Origin of the sequence: Streptomyces sp. NPDC059080, from assembly GCF_042739975.1 — a bacterium.
GTDB classification, from domain to species: Bacteria; Actinomycetota; Actinomycetes; order Streptomycetales; family Streptomycetaceae; genus Streptomyces; species Streptomyces benahoarensis.
In genome coordinates, this window is sequence record NZ_JBHYGX010000007.1 from 158,970 (window position 1) to 177,247 (window position 18,278).

The 18,278-nt window shown below is 70.2% G+C and carries 17 protein-coding genes and 1 tRNA gene; 9 read left to right on the plus strand and 9 right to left on the minus strand.

The window, feature by feature from the left end; genetic code table 11:
• On the plus strand, positions 1–889 hold an 889-nt coding region (locus ACFWWQ_RS08165; protein WP_384592003.1), incomplete at its 5' end, for a class E sortase.
• A 25-nt stretch (positions 890–914) separates the two neighbouring features.
• Complete coding sequence (locus ACFWWQ_RS08170; RefSeq protein WP_384592006.1) at positions 915–1,655, plus strand: class E sortase; 741 nt, start codon at positions 915–917, stop codon at positions 1,653–1,655.
• Between the two features lie 188 nt (positions 1,656–1,843).
• Here ACFWWQ_RS08170 and pknB read toward each other — a convergent pair whose 3' ends face one another.
• The 6 genes from pknB to ACFWWQ_RS08200 form a co-directional block, all read right to left on the minus strand.
• Complete coding sequence (gene pknB, locus ACFWWQ_RS08175) at positions 1,844–3,826, minus strand: Stk1 family PASTA domain-containing Ser/Thr kinase (protein ID WP_384592009.1); 1,983 nt, start codon at positions 3,824–3,826, stop codon at positions 1,844–1,846.
• A 147-nt stretch (positions 3,827–3,973) separates the two neighbouring features.
• Positions 3,974–5,443, minus strand: coding sequence for a peptidoglycan D,D-transpeptidase FtsI family protein (locus ACFWWQ_RS08180; protein ID WP_384592012.1), 1,470 nt, complete (start codon positions 5,441–5,443; stop codon positions 3,974–3,976).
• Positions 5,440–6,837 carry an FtsW/RodA/SpoVE family cell cycle protein gene (locus tag ACFWWQ_RS08185; RefSeq protein WP_384592015.1) on the minus strand — a complete coding sequence of 466 codons (1,398 nt, stop codon included), beginning with the start codon at positions 6,835–6,837 and terminating at the stop codon, positions 5,440–5,442. The genes ACFWWQ_RS08180 and ACFWWQ_RS08185 overlap by 4 nt, the downstream gene beginning before the upstream one ends.
• A gap of 23 nt (positions 6,838–6,860) precedes the next feature.
• Positions 6,861–8,444 (minus strand): Stp1/IreP family PP2C-type Ser/Thr phosphatase, encoded by a 1,584-nt coding sequence (locus ACFWWQ_RS08190; protein ID WP_384592018.1) that lies wholly within the window; start codon positions 8,442–8,444, stop codon positions 6,861–6,863.
• 133 nt (positions 8,445–8,577) lie between these two features.
• Positions 8,578–9,102 carry an FHA domain-containing protein gene (locus ACFWWQ_RS08195; protein WP_384592021.1) on the minus strand — a complete coding sequence of 175 codons (525 nt, stop codon included), beginning with the start codon at positions 9,100–9,102 and terminating at the stop codon, positions 8,578–8,580.
• A gap of 10 nt (positions 9,103–9,112) precedes the next feature.
• Positions 9,113–9,937, minus strand: coding sequence for an FhaA domain-containing protein (locus ACFWWQ_RS08200; RefSeq protein ID WP_384592024.1), 825 nt, complete (start codon positions 9,935–9,937; stop codon positions 9,113–9,115).
• 484 nt (positions 9,938–10,421) lie between these two features.
• Here ACFWWQ_RS08200 and ACFWWQ_RS08205 point away from each other — a divergent pair.
• A tRNA-Leu gene (locus ACFWWQ_RS08205) sits at positions 10,422–10,505 on the plus strand.
• A 352-nt stretch (positions 10,506–10,857) separates the two neighbouring features.
• Positions 10,858–11,220 (plus strand): winged helix-turn-helix transcriptional regulator, encoded by a 363-nt coding sequence (locus tag ACFWWQ_RS08210; RefSeq protein ID WP_384592027.1) that lies wholly within the window; start codon positions 10,858–10,860, stop codon positions 11,218–11,220.
• Between the two features lie 10 nt (positions 11,221–11,230).
• On the opposite strand, the gene ACFWWQ_RS08215 is transcribed toward ACFWWQ_RS08210, so the two are convergent.
• Positions 11,231–11,665 (minus strand): MarR family winged helix-turn-helix transcriptional regulator, encoded by a 435-nt coding sequence (locus ACFWWQ_RS08215; RefSeq protein WP_384592030.1) that lies wholly within the window; start codon positions 11,663–11,665, stop codon positions 11,231–11,233.
• Between the two features lie 135 nt (positions 11,666–11,800).
• Here ACFWWQ_RS08215 and ACFWWQ_RS08220 point away from each other — a divergent pair, with 135 nt between their 5' ends.
• The 3 genes from ACFWWQ_RS08220 to ACFWWQ_RS08230 all read left to right on the plus strand — a co-directional run bounded on the left by ACFWWQ_RS08220 (position 11,801) and on the right by ACFWWQ_RS08230 (position 14,452).
• A complete protein-coding gene (locus tag ACFWWQ_RS08220; protein ID WP_384592033.1) occupies positions 11,801–13,009 on the plus strand; it encodes a hypothetical protein in 1,209 nt (402 codons plus the stop codon).
• 131 nt (positions 13,010–13,140) lie between these two features.
• Positions 13,141–14,100, plus strand: a complete 960-nt coding sequence (locus tag ACFWWQ_RS08225) for a hypothetical protein (protein ID WP_384592036.1) — start codon at positions 13,141–13,143, stop codon at positions 14,098–14,100.
• Positions 14,101–14,122: 22 nt separating this feature from the next.
• On the plus strand, positions 14,123–14,452 hold the full coding sequence (locus ACFWWQ_RS08230; RefSeq protein WP_384592215.1) for a rhodanese-like domain-containing protein: 330 nt from the start codon (positions 14,123–14,125) through the stop codon (positions 14,450–14,452).
• Between the two features lie 68 nt (positions 14,453–14,520).
• Here the strand turns inward: ACFWWQ_RS08230 and ACFWWQ_RS08235 are convergent, their stop codons facing one another.
• Positions 14,521–15,663: an acyl-CoA dehydrogenase family protein gene (locus ACFWWQ_RS08235; RefSeq protein ID WP_384592039.1), complete on the minus strand. Its 1,143-nt coding sequence runs from the start codon at positions 15,661–15,663 to the stop codon at positions 14,521–14,523.
• A 349-nt stretch (positions 15,664–16,012) separates the two neighbouring features.
• On the opposite strand from ACFWWQ_RS08235, the gene ACFWWQ_RS08240 reads away from it, so the two are divergent.
• On the plus strand, positions 16,013–16,681 hold the full coding sequence (locus ACFWWQ_RS08240; RefSeq protein ID WP_384592042.1) for a DUF5819 family protein: 669 nt from the start codon (positions 16,013–16,015) through the stop codon (positions 16,679–16,681).
• A 142-nt stretch (positions 16,682–16,823) separates the two neighbouring features.
• Here the strand turns inward: ACFWWQ_RS08240 and ACFWWQ_RS08245 are convergent, their stop codons facing one another.
• The gene (locus tag ACFWWQ_RS08245) at positions 16,824–17,027 is read right to left on the minus strand and encodes a hypothetical protein (protein WP_384592045.1); all 204 of its coding nucleotides are present in this window, start codon (positions 17,025–17,027) and stop codon (positions 16,824–16,826) included.
• A gap of 70 nt (positions 17,028–17,097) precedes the next feature.
• Between ACFWWQ_RS08245 and ACFWWQ_RS08250 the strand changes: the two genes are divergently transcribed.
• Positions 17,098–18,278, plus strand: a 1,181-nt coding sequence (locus ACFWWQ_RS08250) for an HTTM domain-containing protein (RefSeq protein ID WP_384592048.1), incomplete at its 3' end; no start/stop codon positions are given.

Sequence of the window (18,278 nt, forward strand, 5' to 3'; positions counted from 1 at the left end):
GGTTTCACGTGAAACCGAGGGTGTTTCACGTGAAACGGCGGGCGCCCCGGCTCCCGGTGGACGCGCCGCGCGCCGTAAGGCGGCCCAGCAGGCGACGAAGCGCGGCGGGCGTCGCGGCAAGCACGGTGGCGCCGCGGCCGCGAGCGCCCCGCCGTCACCGCCGCCCGCGCCCACCTCGCGCCTGGAGGCCCGCCGCGCCGCCCGCGCCGCGAAGGAGAGCCTGAGCCTCATCGCCAGCCGCGCCATCGGCGAGGTGTTCATCACGCTCGGCGTGGTGATGCTGCTGTTCGTCACCTACCAGCTGTGGTGGACCAACGTCCTGGCCCAGCAGGAGGCGGGCGGCGCCGCCAACACCCTCCAGCACCAGTGGGAGGAGGGTGGCGGCGAGAAGAAGTCGCTGGCCGGGGGCGAACGCTTCGCCATCATGTACATCCCGAAGCTGGACGTGAAGGCGCCGATCGCCGAGGGCATCGACAAGCACTCCGTGCTGGACCGGGGCATGGTCGGGCACTACGGCAAGGCCAGCGGGATCAAGACGGCGATGCCCTGGGACAAGCAGGGCAACTTCGCGGTGGCCGCCCACCGCAACACACACGGCGAGCCGTTCCGCTACATCAACAAGCTCAGCCCGGGCGACAAGATCGTCGTGGAGACGCAGAGTACGTACTACATGTACCAAATGGAGAGCATCCTCCCGCAGACCAGCCCGCAGAACGTCAGCGTCATCCAGCCGGTGCCGCAGGGGTCCGGTTTCAAGGTGCCGGGCCGCTACCTCACGCTGACGACCTGCACTCCGGAATTCACCAGTACCTACCGGATGATCGTCTGGGGCAAGATGGTCGCGGCGCAGCCGCGGAGCAAGGGCGAACCGGATGCGCTCACCGGCTGACCGAAGGTAAGAGGGGTACTACGCGGTGACTGCCACGGGCCATGACGAGGACATCCAACGGTCCGCGCCGCCGAACCGGCCACGCCGGATGCGTCGCTCCATCGCCGCCGTGATCAGCGTGATCGGCGAGCTGCTGATCACCGCCGGGCTGATCCTCAGCCTGTTCGTCGCGTACTCGCTGTGGTGGACGAACGTCCTCGCCGACCAGGCCGCCGACAAGCAGGGCGACGAGATGCGCCGCCACTGGGCCGCCCCGAGTCCCAAGGGACCGGGGAAGCTGGATACCAAGGACGGCATCGGCTTTCTGCACGTCCCGGCGATGAAGAACGGCGAGGTGCTGGTCAAGAAGGGCACCGGCTCCGAGATCCTCAACGAAGGCGTGGCGGGCTATTACACCAAGCCGGTCGCCTCCGCGCTGCCGCAGGACAAGAAGGGCAACTTCACGCTCGCCGCCCACCGCGACGGTCACGGCGCGAAGTTCCACAACATCGACAAGCTCCGCGAGGGCGACCCGATCGTCTTCGAGACCAAGGACACCTGGTACGTCTACAAGGTCTACGCGGTGCTCGACCAGACCTCGAAGTACAACGTGGACGTCCTCGACCGTGTCCCCAAGGAGTCCGGTAAGCACCAGGCGGGCCGCTACATCACGCTGACGACCTGCACCCCGGTCTACACCTCGAACTTCCGCTACATCGTCTGGGGCGAACTGGACCGCACCGAGAAGGTCGACGCGGACCGCACCCCGCCGAAGGAACTGGGCTAGGGCGGGCCAGGGCGTGTCCGCAAAGTCCCGCCTGGCTCGCGGCGCCACTCTGCGGACACCCCCTAGGGCGAAGGAACCACGTCCGTCACGGCACGGCGTGAGCCCCGGCCCCTGGGAAGGGGGCCGGGGCTCACGTGTGGATCGGGCGTTACTTGGTTGGTCAGAGACCTGGTACCGGGCTACGGCCGTTAGCCGAACGGCCAGCCGCCGCCGTTGTTCCCGTGGTCACCGCCGTCCATGGTGGTCAGCGTCACGGTCGTGGAGGCGGGGTCGGACGGGGTCTCGCCCGCGGGGTCCTGCGACACGACCCGGGCGTTGTCGTCCTGGCTGCTGCCGTCCGCGAACTGGATGTTGGTGAACCCGGCGTCCTGGAGCGCCTTCTTCGCGTCCTTCACCTTCTGGCCGACGACACCGGGCACCGGCTTCTGCGCCGCCGCCTTGCCGACGGTCAGCGTGACCATGGTGTTGACGTCGACCTCCGTCTGGCCCGCCGGATCCATGGCGGTGACCTTGCCGACCTGCGCCGGATCGGTCACCTCCTGCTCCTGCTTGGTGACCTGGAGCTGGAGGTCCTTCAGCTGCTTCTCCGCCGCGGCGAAGTCGTTGCCGACGACGTCGGGGACCTTCACCTTCGGGTTGGCCTTGGCGATCGTCAGCGTGATCGTGGTGTTCTTCGGCTTGCTGGCGCCCGGCTTCGGGTCCTGGTCGAGGACGGTGCCCGGAGTCTGTTCGGATGCCTTCTGCGCGACCTCGATGTTCTCGAAGCCCTTGGCCTTCAGCTCGGACCGCGCCTCGTTCTCGTTGAAGCCGCGGACGTTGGGGACCTGCACCTGCTTGGGGCCGGTGCACACCGTGACGTTGATCGTGCCGCCCTTGTCGAGGGTGCCGCCGTACGCCGGGTCCTGCTTGGTGATCTGCCCCTTGTCGACGTTCTCGCACGCCTCGCTGCCGCCCTTGGCGACCTTCAGATCGCCGTTGTTCCGGGCGGAATCCTTCGCCTGAGCCAGGGTGCTGCCGACAACATTGGGCACCGACACCCCGCTCCCGGACTTGTTGCCGCTGAACATCGCCTTGCCGATGAAGATCGCCCCGACCAGGACGAGGACACCGGCGACGGCCAGCAGGACCGTCGAGGTGTGGTTCTTCTTCGGGGGGCCGGAGGCACCGGCGCGGCGGCCCGCGGGCCGCTCGTCGTAGCCGTAACCGCCGTCGTCGGGGTTCATCGGCGGCAGCATCGCGGTCTGCGCGCCCGGGTCCTGCGGCCGCAGCATCGTCGTGGGCTGGTCCTGGTCGAAACCGCCCGCGCCCATCGCGGCGGTGGCCGCGACCGGCTGGCCGTCCAGCGCCGCCTCGATGTCGGCGCGCATCTCATCGGCCGACTGATAGCGGTAGTCCGGGTCCTTGGTCAGCGCCTTGAGGACGATGGCGTCCATCTCCGGCGTGATCTCGGGATCGAAGTTGCTGGGCTTCTGCGGCTCCTCCCGCACATGCTGGTACGCCACGGCGACCGGCGAGTCACCGATGAACGGCGGCCGGACGGTGAGGAGTTCGTAGAGCAGACAACCGGTGGAATAGAGGTCGGAGCGGGCGTCGACCTGCTCGCCCTTGGCCTGCTCCGGGGAGAGGTACTGCGCCGTGCCGATGACCGCGGCGGTCTGCGTCATGGTCATCCCGGCGTCGCCCATCGCCCGGGCGATACCGAAGTCCATGACCTTGACCTGGCCGGCGCGGTTCAGCATGACGTTGGCAGGCTTGATGTCGCGGTGCACGATGCCGGCCCGGTGCGAGTACTCCAGCGCCTGGAGCACCCCGGTGGTCATCTCCAGGGACCGCTCGGGCAGCAGCTTCCGACCGGAGTGCAGCAGCTCCCGCAGGGTGGAGCCGTCGACGTACTCCATGACGATGTACGGGATCGAGACGCCGTCGACGTAGTCCTCGCCGGTGTCGTAGACCGCGACGATGGACGGATGGTTCAGGGAGGCGGCCGACTGGGCCTCACGGCGGAACCGGGCTTGGAAGGACGGGTCGCGGGCGAGGTCCACCCGCAGCGTCTTCACCGCTACGGTGCGGCCCAGGCGGCTGTCGTGGGCGAGGTACACCTCGGCCATGCCACCGCGGCCGAGCACCGAGCCCAGCTCGTACCGGCCGCCGAGGCGACGCGGCTCATCCATAAGCTTCTCCAGCCCTCTCCGTCAGTCCCGACCGCACCCGTGTGTGGTCCGGCGGTGTGCTGTCCGGGCATACCGTACCCGGCGCGCCGCACCGGGCCGGGCCGTAACCGCAACCTGATATCTGACCGGTACGGCCCCGCCCAGGAGTCACTTCTTGTCGCTGAGCACCGCTTCCATCACGCTCTTCGCGATCGGGGCGGCGAGCTTGCCACCCGCGATGTCGCCGCGAAGTGTGTCGGACCCCTCAATGACGACGGCGACAGCGACCGGGGTGCCCTTGGCGGTCTTCGCGTAGGAGATGAACCACGCGTACGGGTTTTCCTTGTTGCCCATACCGTGCTGCGCGGTACCGGTCTTGCCGCCGACCGTCACGCCCGGGATCTGCGCGGAGGTGCCCGTACCGTTCTTGACGACCGTCTCCATCATGTCCTGGAGCTTCTGGGCGTTCTCCGGCTTGAGCGGCTGGCTCATCTCCTTCGGCGTGTGCTGCTCCACGACGTTGAGGTTGGGCGCGACCAGCTTGTCGACCATGTACGGCTCCATCAGCTTGCCGCCGTTGGCGATGGCCGCGGTGACCATCGCCATCTGGAGCGGGGTGGCGCGGTTCGATGCCTGGCCGATGCCCGCCTGGGCGTTCTGTGGGCGGTTGTCCTCAGGGTAGATGCTCTCCTCGAGGCGGACCGGGGTGTAGATCTTCGGGTTGTTGAACCCGAACTTCTCCGCCTCGGCCATCATCTTCTTGTTGCCGAGGTCGGCGCTGATCTTGCCGAAGACGGTGTTGCACGACCAGCGCAGCGCCTCGCGGAGGCTGGCGTCCTTGCAGGGGATGTTGCCCTCGTTCGGCAGCGGGACGTGGTTGGTGTCCGGCAGGTACCAGGGCAGCGGGGACTGCGTCGGGGCGTCGATGTCGGTGTAGAGACCGTTCTCCAGGGCCGCCGCCGCGGTGACGACCTTGAAGGTGGAGCCGGGCGGGTACGTCTGCCGCAGTGCGCGGTTCAGCGTCGGGTCGTCCGGGTCGTGGGTCTTCTGGAGCGCGTTGTACGCCTCGGAGTCCTTGTCGCTCATACCGGCGAAGGTGGACGGGTCGTACGACGGCGCCGTGGCCAGTGCCAGGATCGCGCCGGTCTCCGGATTGAGCGCGGCGACCGCGCCCTTCTTGTTGCCCAGACCCTCGAAGGCGGCCTTCTGGGCCTTGGCGCTGAGGGTGGTGACGACGTCACCGCCCTCCTGCTTGCGGCCGGTCAGCATGTCGACGGTGCGGCTGAAGAAGAGCCGGTCGTCGGTGCCGGTGAGGATCTTGTCGTACAGCTTCTCCAGCTGGTTGGCGTCGAACGCCTGCGAGGCGTAGCCCGTGACCGGCGCCCACATCTTGCCGTTCTTGTACGTCCGCTTGTACTTGTAGTCGCCGACGCCGGTCGTCGTGGAGTCGGTGACGGCATTGCCGTCGACGATGATGTCGCCGCGCGGCGTGCTGTACCGCTCGATGGCGACGCGGCGGTTGTTGTCATCGTTCTTCAACTCGTCGGCCTGGACGAACTGCACCCAGTTGACGCGGACGAGCAGGGCGAGGACGAGCAGGCCGCAGAAGATCGCGACCCGGCGCAGGGGCTTGTTCACGGGCGGACCACCTGGGTCATCTCGGCATCGGTGGAGGGGGCGGGGGCCGGGGCAGGCCGCCGGGCGGTGTCGCTGATCCGCAGCAGGATGCCGACCAGCGCCCAGTTGGCGATCACGGACGAACCACCCTGGGCGAGGAACGGCATCGTCATACCGGTCAGCGGGATCAGGCCCGTCACGCCACCGGCGACGACGAAGACCTGTAGCGCGAAGGCGCCGGACAGGCCGACGGCCAGCAGCTTGCCGAACGGGTCGCGGGCGGCGAGCGCCGTGCGGATGCCCCGCTCGATGAGCAGGCCGTACAGCAGCAGGACGGCCATCAGGCCGGCCAGCCCGGTCTCCTCGCCGACGGTGGCGAGGATGTAGTCGCTCTTCGGCGCGATGCCGCCGATCAGCCGGGAGTAGCCCTGGCCGAGACCGGAGCCGAGGATGCCGCCGGAGCCGAAGGAGTACATGGCCTGCGCGGTCTCGGTGACGCCGCCGTCGAGCAGCTCCAGCGGGTTGAGCCAGTTGTGGACACGGACCTGGACGTGCGATTCGAAGGTGGCCACCGCGACGGCGCCGCCGGCGCTCAGCAGCAGACCGAAGACGATCCAGCTGGTCCGCTCGGTCGCGACGTACAGCATGATCACGAAGAGGCCGAAGAAGAGCAGTGAGGTGCCCAGGTCGGTCTCGAAGACCAGGATCATCAGGCTCAGCGCCCAGATGACGAGGATCGGCCCGAGGTCACGCCCACGCGGCAGGTACAGGCCCATGAAGCGGCGGCTGGCCAGCGCCAGCGCGTCCCGCTTCACCATCAGGTATCCGGCGAAGAACACCGCGATGATGATCTTCGCGAACTCACCGGGCTGCAGCGAACCGATGCCCGGCAGCGTGATCCAGATGCGCGCGCCGTAGCGGGCGGGGAAGAAGATCGGCGCGATCAGCAGGACCAGCGCGAGCACCATCGAGATGTAGGTGTAGCGCTGCAGGACGCGATGGTCCTTGAGCAGGATCAGCACGCCGAGGAAGAGCGCGACACCCACCGTCGACCACATCAGCTGGCCGGGCGCCATCGGGCCGCCCAACTGTGGGGTGGTGATCTTCGGTTCCTGGTCGAGCCGCCAGATGAAGACCAGCCCGAGACCGTTGAGCAGGGTGGCGATCGGCAGCATCAGCGGGTCCGCGTACGGCGCCCACTTGCGGACGACGAGATGCGCCACGCCCGCCAGCAGCGCCAGCCCGAGCGCGTAGCCGAAGACCCCGGCGGGGACGGCCTGCTTCTTGGCGAGCCCGACGTTGATGTACGCGAAGACCGGGATGATCACCGCGAAGACGAGCATCGCCAGCTCGGTGTTGCGGCGGCTCGGGGCTCCGATGGTGCCGATGGTGGTGGTGTTGGTGGTACTGCTCATGACGTGTACGGCCCCCTACGCCCTCACTGCTGGGTGCTGCAATTCTTTTCCAGCTTCAACTGCTCCTCGGAGGGGGCCTGGCTGGTGATGTCGGCCGGGGGAGTCGACGGGGACACGAGCGCGCCGGGGGTGCCGGCGGTGCCGGCGGTGGCGGTCCGGTCGCCCGGGACCGTGGGAGTACCGGGGGTACCGGGCTTGTGACCGGTCGTGTTGCCGGTCTGGCCGTGGCCCTCCGCCTTCTCCTGATCCTTCTTGGCCTTGGCCGTGGCGCGCTCGGCGGCCTCCCGCTGCTGCTTGCTCAGACAGGCGTGGGCCTGCTTGCCCAGCTCGGTGACCTTGAGGGTCGCCTCGTCGCGGTTGTCGGCCGGGATCGTCTCCTTGACCTGGTTCTGCTGGTACAGCGGTAGGTACTTGAGTTCGATCTCGGGGTGATCCTGATCGACCTTGTTCAGCGAGATCCACGCGAGGTCCTGGCTGAGGCCCCGGTAGAGCGCGACATGGTCGTCCTTGGCGCCGACGAAGTACTGGGTCTGCGTCCAGCGGTAGCCCGCGTAGAGCCCGCCGCCGACGACGGCCAGCGTGAGCGCCGAGAACAGCGACCGCTTGATCCAGGTGCCGCGGCGCCGCGGCTTGGCGAAGTCCTCGTCGGCGAAGGCGCCGAACGAGCCCTGCGGCTCCCCGCCCGACTCGCCGTCGCCGCTACCGGGCGGGCCGAAGGCGCCGCCGGGTGCCTGCGCCGGGACGTCCCGGCCGCGGCCCAGCTCGGCGGCGCGGGCGGCCGGGGTCTGAAGGGTGCTCGGGTCGCTGAGCTGGTGCTGGTTCTCGGCGACCGCGCCGACGATGACCGGGGTGTCGTTGAGCTGCCCGGCCAGCGCCTCGTTGCCGTCGACGTCGAGAACGTCGGCGACGATGCAGGTGATGTTGTCGGGACCGCCGCCGCGCAGCGCGAGCTGGATCAGCTCCTGGATCGTCTCGTGCGGTCCGTGATAGCTGGCGAGGGTCTCCTCCAGCGTCTGTTGGCTGACGACACCGGAGAGGCCGTCCGAGCAGATCAGGTAGCGGTCACCGGCGCGGACCTCGCGGATCGACAGGTCCGGCTCCACGCGGTCGCCACTGCCCAGGGCCCGCATCAGCAGCGAGCGCTGTGGGTGCGTGGTGGCCTCTTCCTCGGTGATCCGGCCCTCGTCGACGAGGCGCTGCACCCAGGTGTGGTCCTGCGTGATCTGGGTGAGCTGCCCGTCCCGCAGCAGGTACGCGCGGGAGTCGCCGACGTGCACCAGGCCGAGGCGCTGGCCCGTCCACAGCAGTGCGGTCAGGGTGGTGCCCATGCCGTCGAGCTGCGGGTCCTCCTCGACCATGACGCGCAGCTGGTCGTTGGCGCGCTGCACGGCGTTGCCGAGGGAGGTGAGGATGTCGGAGCCGGGAACGTCGTCGTCGAGCTGGACGAGGGTGGAGATCACCTCGGACGAGGCGACCTCGCCCGCGGCCTGGCCGCCCATGCCGTCGGCGATGGCAAGCAGCCGCGGGCCCGCGTAACCCGAGTCCTCGTTGCCCTCCCGGATCATGCCCTTGTGCGATCCGGCGGCGAAGCGCAGGGAAAGACTCATGTGCACCTCACCTGTCGGCTCGGGGTACAGCCGGTCTTGTCGAGCCACACTGCCCACCCTCCGGTCGGGAGCACGCTCGGGGCCGCCGAGTGGACCGCCGCGGCTCGCTCGCTCCGCTCGCTCATAAGTCGTACTACTTCCGCAGCTCGATGACGGTCTTGCCGATGCGGATCGGAGCCCCCAGCGGGATCGGCGTCGGCGTCGTCAGGCGGTTCCGGTCCAGGTACGTGCCGTTGGTGGAGCCGAGGTCCTCGACAATCCACTGGCCGTCACGGTCCGGGTAGATCCTGGCATGCCTGCTGGACGCGTAGTCGTCGTCCAGGACGATCGTCGAATCGTGCGCCCGGCCCAGGGAGATGGTCTGGCCCTGGAGGGCGACGGTGGTGCCCTGAAGGGTGCCTTCGGAGACGACCAGCTTGGTGGGGGCGCCCCGGCGCTGCCGGTTGTTGCCGCGGCCGCCTTCCTGGCGCCGCTGCTGTGGCGGCGCGGCGGACTGCCGCTGGGCGCGCGCCTCCTGACCGCCCCGCCGGGCGGCGCCGCGCTGTGTGACGCGCGTGCCGAACAGATCGCTGCGGATGACCTGAACGGCCACGATAACGAACAGCCACAGTACGGCGAGGAAACCCAACCGCATGACCGTGAGGGTCAGCTCTGACATTGCCCCCGCTTCACCCTTCGGCTTGCCGGTAAACGATGGTGGTACTGCCCACGACAATCCGCGAGCCGTCGCGGAGACTAGCGCGGGTGGTGTGTTGCCCGTCCACCACGATCCCGTTCGTGGAGCCCAGGTCCTGGACCATGGGGGGCGGGCCGACGCGGATCTCACAGTGCCGCCGGGAAACCCCGGGGTCGTCGATCCGGACGTCGGCGTCGGTGCTGCGGCCCAGTACGAGCGAGCCGCGCGAGATCTGGTGGCGGGTGCCGTTGATCTCGATCCAGCGCCGCGTCTGTGCGTGCGGCTGCGGCCCGGCACCGGGCGGTGCCGCACGGGGCGGTGCGCCGGGCGGCGGGGACGAGGGCATGGGGGGCGGGCCCACATGGCCGCCGCCGGTCTGGCCGCCCCGGGGCGCCGACGGGACGCGCCCGGTGGGCGCCTGCCCCGGCTGCTCCTGGGACGTGCTGGAGGCGAGGGTGCGGCTGCGTACGCGGTACAGGCCGGTGTCGAGATCTTCGGCCTTCTCCAGGTGCACCTTGATGGAGCCCATGAAGGTGTACCGCTGCTGCTTGGCGTAGTCGCGGACCATCCCGGACAGCTCGTCACCGAGCTGCCCGCTGTACGGGCTGAGCCGCTCGTAGTCGGGTGTGCTCAGCTCGACGATGAAGTCGTTGGGGACGACGGTGCGGTCGCGGTTCCAGATGGTCGCATTGTTGTCGCATTCGCGCTGGAGCGCACCGGCGATCTCAACGGGCTGCACCTCGGACTTGAACACCTTGGCGAAGGTGCCGTTGACGAGACCTTCGAGACGCTGCTCGAAGCGCTTCAGTACTCCCACGGGGCACCTCCTTCCTCAGTCTTCGACAGGGTCGTCCTGATACTGCTTACCGATCGTATCCACGCGCCGGGAAATCAGCTGGTTCCCCTTTCCCGCCCGGAGTGACGAGTGTCCCCCCTCACAGGGTTGCCTGTTGGGGCGTCGAGCCGTGCCCGTCGTCCGTGCACTGCGATGGTAGAGGTGCCCCGCGGACAGTGTCCCGCAACCGTTCACCTCGCTCCGGGCGGGGCCGGGTCCCGACGCCGGGTGGCCGGGATCGAGGGGGTGTAGGCCGAGGTGGGGCGCTTGTGCGTCCGCCGGGCGGACCGGCACCGGGGCCGCGGCCCGCCGTCGGCCGCCGGTGCGCGCCCCCGCCGGGGGCCAGGAAAGGGCAGGTGAAACCACCCGCCACGCCGTGCTAATGTTCTGCATGTCGCAAGGCGCTCCCCCCGAAACGGGAAAGAAAAACCCGGATCGAGTGAGAGAATCCAACGGCAACACCCATGCGCGGGTGGCGGAATAGGCAGACGCGCTGGATTCAGGTTCCAGTGCCCGAAAGGGCGTGGGGGTTCAACTCCCCCCTCGCGCACAGATGAGACCCCCGGTCTCCGGAGAAATCCGGAAGCCGGGGGTCTTTCGTTGTGCTTCTCACATCTCCCGTCCCGGGGGCGGGAGATCGCCTCGTCCGGAATATCGGCCGGGTTCCGGCCCCGGGGTGACGCGGTGTGGCCGGCCGTCCCCGGGGCGTACGGAAGCGGCGGGTGTCAGGCGGCGGCGAGGGCCGCGGTCGCCCGGAGGTGGAGGAGTGTGGCCATGACGATCGGCCCTTCGGTCGCGGCCGGACACTGCACGGCCCGATGGTTGAAGTGTGTACGTAGCTATCCATAATACAGGTACTTACTTTTTCGCAGTACCCAACGGGAAGGCGGTACGCTGGGGGCATGGCGGACCACGGCGAGGCGGTGTGCAGGCAGGCCGACGGCGGGATCACGCGCGTCTTCGGGCTGTTCGGGAAGCGGTGGACCGGCCTGATCGTGGCCACGCTGATGCCCGGACCGGTGCACTTCGCCGATCTGCGGCGGGCGATCCCGGGTATCAGCGAGCGGATGCTCTCCGACCGCCTCGCGGAGCTGGCGGCGACCGGCCTGGTGGTGCGCGAGGTGGACGCCGGACCTCCGCTGCGCGTCGCGTACCGGCTGACCGAGGCCGGTCGCGCCATGGAGCCCGCGCTCCAGGAGCTGGGGCGGTGGGCCGAGACGTATCTGGCCGACGGCGGCCGGTGCCCGGAGCGCTTCCGCAAGTAGCCGCGGGCGGTCAGCCCTTCAGCTCCTGGGCGGCGTTGTAGCGCAGCAGGTAGGACGCGAAGCGGGCGAGGTCGGCGTCGTCCCAGTCGCCGAGCCGTTCGTGGAACGCCTGGCGGCGGCTGGTCATCGCGTTCGACAGCACCGCGGCGCCCGCGGGTGTGGGGTGCAGCACCTGCACGCGGTGGTCGTCCGGGTCCACCCGGCGCTCCACGAACCCCAGCTTCTCCAGCGCGGCGATCTGGCGGCTGACCGTGGACTTGTCCAGGAAGTAGTGCGCCGCGAGGTCAGTCGCCCGGCATCCCTGCTGGTCATCGAGGTGTGCCAGCAAGGTGTACGAGACCAGGGACAGCTCGGGGTGGATGCGGGCGGCGGTGGCGCGGGCGCGCCGGGCGAAGGCGGTGAGCTGCTGCTGGATGGTCTCGACGGACGCGTCGCGCTGGGTCATGGGTTGCCTTTCCGGGGAGTAGTTGTATAGTACAACGCGAATTTGAGTTGCATAAGCCAACCGATGAACCCTGAAGGTTGCAAAAGCCATCCATTGGCTCGCAGCTGAGCCGACTAGCGTGAGAAGGCATGCCCCATGAGTCCGGTCCGCTCCGACCCTCACCCCGATCACGGACGTGACCACCGCCGCAATCCGCACGCCGCCGGGCTGCGCCACGTGCTGACGCACCTGATCACCCCGCTGCTGATGTGCATCGGGATGGGCCTGGCCTACCTCGGCGCGTTCGCCAACCCGGCACCGCACGACCTGCCGGTCGCCGTCGTCGGCTCCGGGCAGAGCGCCCAACTGCTGGCCCAGTCGATCAACGACAAGGCCGCCGGGGAACTCCAGGTGCGGACGGTCGCCCACCGCGCGGACGCCGTGGACCAGCTCCGCCACCAGGACATCTTCGGCGCGTACGTCCTCAAGGGCGCCACGGCCCACGGCGGGCAGCGGCAGGCGCCCGAACTGCTCGTGGCCACCGCCGGATCGGACACCAGCGCCACCGTGGTCCAGAAGATCTTCACGCCGCTCGCCGCCGCGCAGGGGCAGCCACTGAAGGTCACCGACGTCGCGCCGACGGCGAAGGACGACCCCACCGGCCAGGGCATCTTCTTCCTGCTCGTGGCGATCAGCATCGGCTCGTACGCGTCGGTCGCGGTCATCGGCGGCGCCGGAGCGGTCCTCCCGATGCGGCTGCGGGCGCTGCTGGCCGCCGGTACGTCCCTCGTGGTCAGCGTCCTCGGCGTGCTGTTCGCCGGACCCGTCTTTCACCTCGTCGATCACGGACTGTGGGGACTGTGGGGCCTGGCCTGGCTGTATTCCGCAGGGATCCTGCTGATCGGCGTCGGCCTGCACACCTTCCTCAGGCGCTGGACGACGCTCTGCGTGATGGCCCTCTTCGTGATGCTCAACTTCACCTCGTCCGGCGGCATCTTCCGGCCCGAGATGCAGAACGGCTTCTTCGCCGCCCTGCACTCCTTCTGGAACGGTGCGGGCTTCGTCGAAGGCACCCGCAGCCATGTCTACTTCGACGGCTACGGACTGGCCGGACACGTCTGGACCCTGGCGATCTGGCTGCTTGTCGGCGCCGCCGTGGTCACCGTCGCGGGCCTGGCGGAGCGGCGCCGTAAGGCCGCCGAGAACGAGGCCGCCGAGCGTGCCACGGCGCTGGCGGCAGCGGCGGTGGCCGCCACGGTGACCGAGACCGGGCCGCGGACGGGCGCGGGGCGCGGCAGAACTCCCCGCGAGACCGTTGAACAGGCCGCGGAGGAAGAGGAGATGGAGGAAGCGGTGGGGGTGTGAGCCCGGGCGGGACGGCGGTGGCGCGTCACGCTTCGCGCTTCGGGGACCAGCCGGCGGCGACCGCACCCCGGTCCACCCCACCTCCCCCGAGCACGAACCCGCCCCCCACCCCAGGGCCGTACGCTGGCCGGGTGACGAACTCGTACGCGGAGAACGCGCAGGACGGCCGGCACGGAGCCGACGCCACGGGAGCGGCGGACGCCACCGACTCCAGGGGGGCGGCGGTCGCGCCGGATGCGACGGATGTGCCGGGGGCGTCCGGGGCGTCCGAGGCGTCCGGGGTGTCCGGGGTGTCCGGGGCAGATGGTGCGGCCGCGGAGGCGGCGACGGCGCGGCTTGCGGTGGCGGTGCGCGCTGCGGAGCAGGCGTTGATCGAGTTCGAGATCGCGGTGGAGACGTTCCGGGTGGAGGTGGAGAACTTCTCCCGCCTGCACCATCAGCGGCTCGGCCCGATGTATGCCCGGCTCGACGAGCTGGACGCGCAGATCGCGGAGGTGGTCGCCGCGCGGACCGGTGACCCCGAGGACGTCCGTAAGGCCCGGGAGGCGAGGGCGGCGGTGTTGCCGATGCCCGCGGTGGAGGAGTTGTTCCACGGCTGGATGGGGTCGGACGGGTTGTTCCCGGAGGCGCAGGCGATGCTCACCGAGCAGCCGGTGCAGCCGCCGCAGAAGGTGCGGCCCAGTGAGGGGTCGCGCCGGGCGTACCGCGATCTGGTGCGCAAGGCCCATCCGGACCTGGCGCGCGATGACGCGGAGCGGCGGCGCCGGGACGCGTTCATCGCCCGGGTCAATGCCGCGTACGCCGCGGGGGATGAGGCGGCGCTGGGTGCGCTGACGCGGGAGTGGGAGGCCGGTCCGGTGCCCGCCGAGGAGCGGCTGAGCGCGGGCGAGGAGCTGTACGCGCGGCTGGAGTGGCTGGCGGAGCGGAAGGAGATGCTCGCGGCGGTCGCGGCCGAGCTGGAGGAGAGCGCGATCGGCGCGATGATCAAGATGGCGCCGCAGGACCCGGACGGGCTGCTGGACGAGATCGCCGAGAAGCTGCTCGCCGATGTCGCCGAGCGCGAGGCACACCTCTCCCAGCTGGTCGGGTAGCGTCGGGGACATGCACACTTCTCTGCCCACGGTTGGTGTCGACGCGCTCACGTCCGAGGATTTCCTGCTGGACGTCCGCGAGGACGACGAGTGGACGGCGGGGCACGCCGAGGGCGCCCTGCACCTGCCGATGAGCGATTTCGTCGCCCGTTACGGCGAGTTGACGGAGGCGGCGCCGGCCGACGGCAAGGTCTATGTGATCTGCCGGTCCGGTGGACGGTCCGCGCAGGTCGCTCAGTATCTGATCCAGCAGGGCATCGACGCGGTGAACGTCGCCGGCGGGATGCAGGCGTGGGAGTCCGCAGGTCGTCCGGTCATGGACGGCAAGGGCGGGACCGGCGCGGTGGTCTGATTCCGGGGCCCGGTCGGCGCCCGCGCTCCCCGGCCTGCGGCGACTCGCCCTGAGCCCCGCCCCCCAGGTCAGTCCTCCTCCCGTAGCGAGTGGGCGGCGAGGAGGTCGCCGAGGGCTTCCTCGTGGGCGGCGGCGGGGCCGAGGGAGAGTTCCAGCTGTTTGGCCCAGGCGTGGTAGCGGTGCAGCGGGTAGTCGGTGTCCGCGCCGAAGCCGCCGTGCAGATGCTGAGCGGTCTGCACGGTGCGGCGGATGCCGTCCGACGCCCAGATCTTGGCGACCGCCACATCCCCCTCCGGCGGCAGCGCGCCCGCCGTGTCCGTGCCGATGCGCCAGGCGGCCTGCCAGAGGGTGGCCGCCATCGCCCGTAGATCGATGAACCGGTCGGCGGCCTGCACCGCGACCGCCTGGAACGTGGCGAGGGGGAAGCCGAACTGTTCGCGCTTCCCGGTGTAGTCGGCGGTCATCGCGAGCACCGCCTCGCCCAGGCCCAGGGCGAGCGCGCAGGTGCCGCAGGTCAGCAGCTGTCGTAGCTCCTCGGTGGCGCCGGGGGCGGTCAGGACGTCCGGGGCGGTGAGACGTACCGAGGCGAGCCGCAGTTCGGCGTACCGTTCGCCGGTGGTCGAGATCTGCTCGTGGCGGCTCAGGCCGGGGGCGGTGAGCGGGGCGAGGGCGAGGACCGGCCGTCCGTCGGGGGTGCGCGCGGGCAGCAGCACCCGGTCGGCGCCGTATGCCCAGGGAACGGCGGTCTGGACGCCGTCGAGCAGCCAGCCGTCGTCGTCCTGCCGCGCGGTGACGGCCAGCTCCGCCGCGTCATGGCCGGTGCGGCCGTCGGAGGCCGTGGTGATCACCAACTCGCCGCGGCCGATACGGGGCAGCAGCTCGGCGCGTACCGCTTCCGGTGCGTGGTGTTGCAGGAGGCGGGAGGCGGCGGCGCACTCCAGGAGCGGGACGCGGGCCAGTACGCGGCCGGCCTCGCGCAGCACCAGGCAGAGGGCGATCGGGTCGAGCCCGGCGCCGCCGTACTCGGGCGCCGTCAGCAGGCTCAGCAGGTCGGCGTGGGCGAGGGTGCGCCACAGGTCCCGGTCGAAGTCGTCGGCGACGGCGCCCGCGGTGAGCGCGGGGCTGGGCACCGCATCGGGCGCCACGTGCGCGAACACGGCCTTCGCCGCCTCGGTGGCGGCCTGCTGCTCCTCGGTGAGGGTGAAGTCCACTGGTTGTCCTTCCGCGGGCGGCTGACATGACGAGGCGCCAAGGTAGAACAGGTTGCAGGAATTGGGAATGCGTACGGCTTCGGGGGCGGGGTCTTCGCCGGGCGAGGGCGGGCGCGTACGGCGGTAGCGCGGAGGGCGGGCGTTCCGGAACGCGTACGGCGGCGGGTCCGGGAGGCGTCCGGCTGCGGGTCCGGGAGGCGTCCGGCGAGGCCCGCCCCGGGCGTCGGCCCCGCGCATCCGCCACGGTGCCGGGGCCGACGGTGATCGGGTGCGGCTGTGCCCGGTGCGGGTCTCTGGGTACGGTTCCGGGGCGTAGTGGGCCGGTCGGGAATCTGGGAACGGGGCGGGAATGCAGTCAATCGGGGACGAACCGCGGTCGGTGGCCGCGCTCTCGCTGCCCTCGCGGATCGTCATATGTATGGCGGTCAGCGTCGTGGCCGTGGCCGTGGCGATCCATCTGGCCATGATGTTTCTGCACGTCGCGCCGGAGAACACGCTCACCAAGGCGCAGGGCTCGGCGATCGGCGAGTACGTCTACCCCGAGTACGAGCAGAACTGGAAGCTCTTCGCCCCCAACCCGATGCAGCAGAACATCGCCGTCCAGGCGCGAGCAGAGCTGCGTACCGGCGACGGCGGGCTGCGGACCACCGGCTGGACCGATCTCACCGCGCGCGACGGCCGGGCGATCCACCACAATCCGGCCCCGAGCCATACGCAGCAGAACCAACTGCGGCGCGGCTGGGAGTACTTCGTCAGCACGCACAACGAGCAGAACGCCGCGATCGGGGTGCGTGGTGAGCTGTCCGAGCGGTACATCCGGCGGATCATGATGGAGCGGATGGGGCCGGAGTGGTCGCGGCAGGGCCGGGTCGAGCGGCTTCAGGTCCGTTCGGTGACGACGCCGGTCGCCCCGCCGCGCTGGAGCAGCGAGAAGATCAGCGACAAGCCCGCGTTCCGTGTGCTGCCCTGGTGGCAGGTCACCACGGCCGACCTGCCCGAGGGGACGAAGACCAAGTGACCGCAGCACCGGACGCGCCACGGGACCGGCGGGATCAGCGCGATCAGCCGGATCAGCCGGATCAGCCGGATCAGCCGGATCAGCCGGATCAGCCGGATCAGCCGGATCAGCAGGATCGGCAGAACCAGCCGGATCGGCCGGATCAGGGGTACCAGGAGGAGCGGCGGGCCCCGCAGGCGCGGGAGGCCGCTCCGGGCTCGCCTGCCGCTTCAGCCTCGACGGGCTCACCGGCCTCGACGGGCTCACCAGCCGCTCCGGCCTCGGTGGGCTCACCGGCCTCGGCAGGCTCACCGACCACGCCCTCCTCGGACACCCCACCAGCCACCGGCGCGCCGGAACGCCCCATCTCGCCCCTCCCCGAGACCCGTGTCGAACGTCTCGTAGGGCGTGGTTTCCGGTTGGTCACCGGGCGGGCGATGGCGCCGTACCAGACGGCGGTGGTCCGGATCGGGTTCGCGGCGACCTGGCTGCTGTTCCTGCTCCGCGAGTGGCCGCACCGTGCGGTGCTCTACGGGCCCGACAGCCCGTTCAGCCTGGACATGGCGCGGCGGCTGCTCGACGGCAACCACGCCTTCTCGGTGCTGCCGTGGTCGGACGGGCGTGGCTGGTTCGAGGTGGTCTATATCCTCGCGATCGTCTCCGCCGCGCTGCTGATGCTGGGCTGGCGCACCCGCACCATGTCGGTCCTGTTCATGATCGGCGTGCTGTCGCTGCAGAACCGCAGTGTCTTCATCGGCGACGGCGGCGACAACATCATCCATCTGATGTCGATGTACCTGGTGCTGACCCGGTGCGGGCAGGTGTGGTCGCTGGACGCCCGCCGCGCGCGGCGCGCGGCCGCGCGCGGTGAGGACGCCGGGCGCGATCTGCCGGGCATCGCGCTGTGGACCGTCCTCGGCCTGGCCCTCGCCGTGGCCCAACTGCTCGGGTGCTATGGCCTGAGCTGGTTCGGGCACGGCCCGTTCCCGTACGTCGGCTGGGGCCTGGCGCTGTGGCTGCTGTGGGCCGCGCACGGGCTGCGGTGGGTGGTGGACCGCCGCGCGCCGGGCGAGCCGCGGACCGTGCTCGACGTCCTCGGCGTGGTGCTGCACAACGGCGCCCTGCTGGTGATCATGGTCGAGGTCTGTCTGGTCTACGCGACCGCCGGCTGGTTCAAGATCCAGGGCTCGCGCTGGCAGGACGGCACCGCGGTCTACTACCCGATGCACCTGGACTACTTCTCGCCGTGGCCGGAGCTCTCCGGGCTGCTCGCCACCAGCGGCCTGCTGGTTCTGCTCTTCACCTACGGCACGGTGATCGTGCAGGTCGCCTTCCCGTTCACCCTTTTCAACCGGCGGCTGAAGAACGTGCTGCTGGTCGTGATGGTCTGCGAGCACCTTTCGATCGCGTTCCTGCTCGGGCTGCCGTTCTTCTCCGCGGCGATGATCGCCGCCGACCTGGTGTTCCTGCCGACGCCCTTCCTGATCTGGGTCGGCGGCCGGATCCCGGCGCTCCGTGCCCGAAGCGTCCGGCGGGGCGGCCCGGCGGAGCCGTCGGCCGTACCGGAGGGCGAGCGGGGGGCGGGCGGGGGGGTGCGCGTCGGGGGGGGGGGGCGCTC